Below are 3,667 nucleotides of genomic sequence, written 5' to 3'. Positions count from 1 at the left end.
TTTTGTCTTTCATCGCCCTTATGAAAGACAGGCCTTCCACAGCTTGCTGTTTTTTGTCTTTCATCCCCTTCATGAATGGTTAGTCCTCCTCTAAAACCACCTGCGCGACGGCATAATCACGGCTGTGGGTGATTGACAAGTGCGCCTTTCCTGTCGGCTTTAAAAAAAAGGGTTTGCCGAGCATGTCTGAGGCAATCTCAATATCTAAAAAAGATAACTCCTTACCAATTCCGGAGCCGACTGCCTTTGAATAGGCCTCTTTCGCAGCAAAACGTCCTGCTAAAAATTCAACCTTTCTTCGATCAGATAACGTTTCAAATCTATCTTTTTCAGCAGGAGTCAGCACACGATCAGCAAATTTCGTTTGTCTGTCAATCAATTCCTGAACCCTGGAAAGTTCAATAATATCAATCCCAATTCCTTTTATCATCAACGATCTTCCTTCTATTTTATTTTTCGGTAGCATAATAGTGTACAAGAAAACGTATGCGCCTCTTTCAGTGGCTAAAGCTATAAGAAAAGGAGGAGAAAGACTAATTTTTCCTTCTTTACTGATCGTCTCTAGACCCGGGAGCCATAGTTGCAGCAACTGGATAAATGATGAAGTCGAATACTTTTTACTTTATTTAATCTAAATTTTGTCTATGATGGTACTAAGAGGTGGTTTAGTTAATGTTTACCCGAACTGAAAGCTTTCGCGAATTTCTTCGGCTATATCCGATTGTTTCAATGATAGTTGCCTTACATTTAATTTTATATCTTTTCACTATTTTACCTATTTTCCCCAATTACTGGTTCTTCGAAAACCTTTCCGGAGTCAACTTATATATCATGGAAGGGGAATTTTGGAGATTGATTACGCCAATATTTATGCATAGTGGTTTTTCTCATATGCTGTTTAACAGCTTTTCCCTCATCCTATTTGGCCCGGCACTTGAAAGAATGCTAGGGAGAACACGGTTCCTGATTGTCTACCTTCTTAGCGGCTTTATCGCCAATATTGCCACTCTGTTACTTGAACCCTTATCCTATACGCATGTCGGTTCGAGCGGCGCCATCTTTGGACTATTTGGCTACTATATCGCCATCATCATTTTTCGGAAGCATATGCTATCTAAAGAAAATTCTCAGATCATCCTTACCTTGTGTGTTATCAGTTTGATTATGACATTTTTGGAACCAAACATAAATATTACAGCACATTTATTTGGATTGCTTGGTGGGTTCTTACTTGGAGCCATTCCTTATTATAATAAAAGAGATTTATCCGATTTTATCGAGGGAACAGCAAGCTGGGCTGGCAACCAAAAGAAGCGTCTATCCTTCCAGTCACCTCTCAAACTCATCATTTGGACCCTACTTATTATCGTAGTTATTATTGGCATTTTTGCCCAAAGATAAAACAGGGATTGCTACCCCGTGGAGCCATCCCTGTTTTTCTTATTTCTTGAATACCATTTCCAAATTGCCTCTAAATCGTCCCTATCCATATCTACCACAGTTCCCATTGAAAGACCCATGCCCGATTTCACAAATGTCTCAATTGTTCCGAGATCTTTTTTTCGCTGAAAATAACTCTCCTTTATTTTCATGCTTTGGATTTTATCCTTTTTCATAAAAATCGTTTTTCTTATACCAGCGCCATATCTGAAACTGAGTTGTCTCTCCTCCATTTGCCAACCGGATGCTTTGTATTTCAAGAAAGCCCAATATGAAAGCAAAGCTAACAGAAGAAGAAACAAAAGTCCCCATTTTTTCAAAAAAATGATGGCTAAAATAACAACTGGAACCCCGATGTACCAACTACGGATGATATACCGCAGCATCGCCCTTTTTGGAACAGGGTTGAAAGAGTTTGTAAAATGAAATTCAGGTAAATAGACTCCTAAAATGCTCCGAACCTCCTTTACCCTTACCATGGGAAGAAGCGTGACATTTGCGCCTTCCTTGTTGGTAACAGAGCCGCCGGCACTCTCAATGAAAATTGTACCGTATCCGAGGACTCGGCTTACCGAGTTCTCTATGATCCGAATGGCTTGAATCCGATTTATCGGTATGGTGATCCGCCTTTTTTCAAGCAGGCCTTGAGAAATAATTAATTCCTTGCCCGATTTAATGACGGTAAAGTTGGCGTATTTCAGCATGGTCATAATCAAGGAAATGATCCAGGCAATGAAAAAGCCAATAAATACTAGGATGGCAATCGAAATAATATTATGAACCGCCCATCTTTCCAAATTGCCAAATATTCGTTTATATGGAATAAAATCATCCAATTGGGAAAAAAGTGCAAACACTGCCGAAATCACTACACCTACACCACCAGAGGTCAACGATAGAATAAACAATTGCTGCATAGAAATTTTATAAATAGGCTGATGTACCTTTGATGTGTTCGCTGTATGTATTCCGCCATTTTTCACAGCTGTAACATAATTTTGAATAGATTGAGCCTCTTCTTTTGAGATGGCTGTGAGGACAGCCTCAGCTTCCTCATCCCCTCCTCCTCCTGCGGTTTCTATTTTCACCTTAACGAGCCCGAATATTTGCTGCAAAATCCCCTCGGTAAAATCAATGCTTTGGATCCGCTCAAACGGAATATACCGTTTTTTTCTGATAAAGATTCCATATTCAATTCTTAGTTCATCCTGTTCAAAACGATATGTATAGCGCAGCCACGACCAGATTCCGCTTATTAGCGTAATCAATACAGCAGCTGCGGAAATCCCTAATACAATCAATAAATCCTTTCTACCACCTGAAAAAAGGATCGCGATTCCCGGCAGTATCAAATTTTTCATTCTTTTTCCAGCATGAATGACACTAGCGATCGGATGGAGACGTTTTGCTTCAGACATCTTCTTCCGCCACCTTTGTCAAATTTGATATGTACAAACGCAGCTCCTCTGCTTCCTCCATCTCCAACGCAGGTATTTCGTGCGCTGTTGCAGCCGTATGGATTATAACCGAAGCCAGCTGATATTTTCTCAGTAAGGGCCCCTGAACCGTGTCAACATGTTGAACACGAATCATTGGAACTAACGTCCGTCGAAGGACGAAAATCCCTTCTTGAAGCTCCACTTCCTCTTCTCGCACATCATAGCGCCATTGCTTCCAGCGCAAGGTTGGAAAGAGGAAAATATGCAGGATCGTAAATATAATTCCTAATGCAATCATGATGATCGATATCCAGTTTGGCCAATCGAACAGATGGACCAGAAAAAGCACAGTAGCTACAATTGACCATTCAATAGCTGATTTTATAACCCCTGATATTCTCCAAACTGTTAAGGCCTTAGCTGAAATTTTTTTGCTTGGCTCTCTATTCACTCAATCTCCTCCCTTATCTAAATTTTTCCAATATAACTTAGTATACAAATTGTTGTTGAGGAACGCACGTTAAAAAGTAAAATCTATAAGCAGTTTCTGTGTGTAAAATCAGTTGAACAAATAATTTTTGGATATAAAATACCCAACTACGAGACAAAAACAGTGTCCCCCAACTTCGGACAACATGATTGCTTTTTCCACTTCTGCTGTCTGAAGACTTTTTAACTTCGGACATCACGAACGATTTTTCACCTTCCCCTGTCTGAAGATCCTCTGACTTCGGACATCACGAACGTTTTTTTGCCTTCCCCTGTCTGAAGATCCCCTGACTTCGGAC

4 protein-coding genes are annotated in these 3,667 nt (G+C 40.2%); 1 reads left to right on the top strand and 3 read right to left on the bottom strand.

Going from position 1 to position 3,667, the window contains the following annotated elements; genetic code table 11:
• Positions 1-79: 79 nt before the first annotated feature.
• Positions 80-430: a holo-ACP synthase gene (gene acpS / locus V7083_RS21720; RefSeq protein ID WP_335481993.1), complete on the bottom strand. Its 351-nt coding sequence runs from the start codon at positions 428-430 to the stop codon at positions 80-82.
• Positions 431-672: 242 nt separating this feature from the next.
• Between acpS and V7083_RS21715 the strand changes: the two genes are divergently transcribed.
• The gene (locus V7083_RS21715) at positions 673-1,401 is read left to right on the top strand and encodes a rhomboid family intramembrane serine protease (protein ID WP_335481991.1); all 729 of its coding nucleotides are present in this window, start codon (positions 673-675) and stop codon (positions 1,399-1,401) included.
• Between the two features lie 11 nt (positions 1,402-1,412).
• On the opposite strand, the gene V7083_RS21710 is transcribed toward V7083_RS21715, so the two are convergent.
• Both V7083_RS21710 and V7083_RS21705 read right to left on the bottom strand, forming a co-directional pair.
• Entirely contained in the window at positions 1,413-2,858 is a 1,446-nt protein-coding gene (locus V7083_RS21710; RefSeq protein ID WP_335481989.1) for a PH domain-containing protein, read from the bottom strand.
• Positions 2,851-3,330, bottom strand: coding sequence for a PH domain-containing protein (locus tag V7083_RS21705; protein WP_335481987.1), 480 nt, complete (start codon positions 3,328-3,330; stop codon positions 2,851-2,853). Before V7083_RS21705 ends, V7083_RS21710 begins: the two co-directional genes overlap by 8 nt.
• Between the last annotated feature and the right edge of the window lie 337 nt (positions 3,331-3,667).

Source organism: Bacillus sp. JJ1764, assembly GCF_036962145.1.
Classification (GTDB): domain Bacteria; phylum Bacillota; class Bacilli; order Bacillales; family Cytobacillaceae; genus Neobacillus.
Note: the sequence above shows the minus strand (reverse complement) of the source record. Positions and strands in the feature narration are given on the sequence as shown.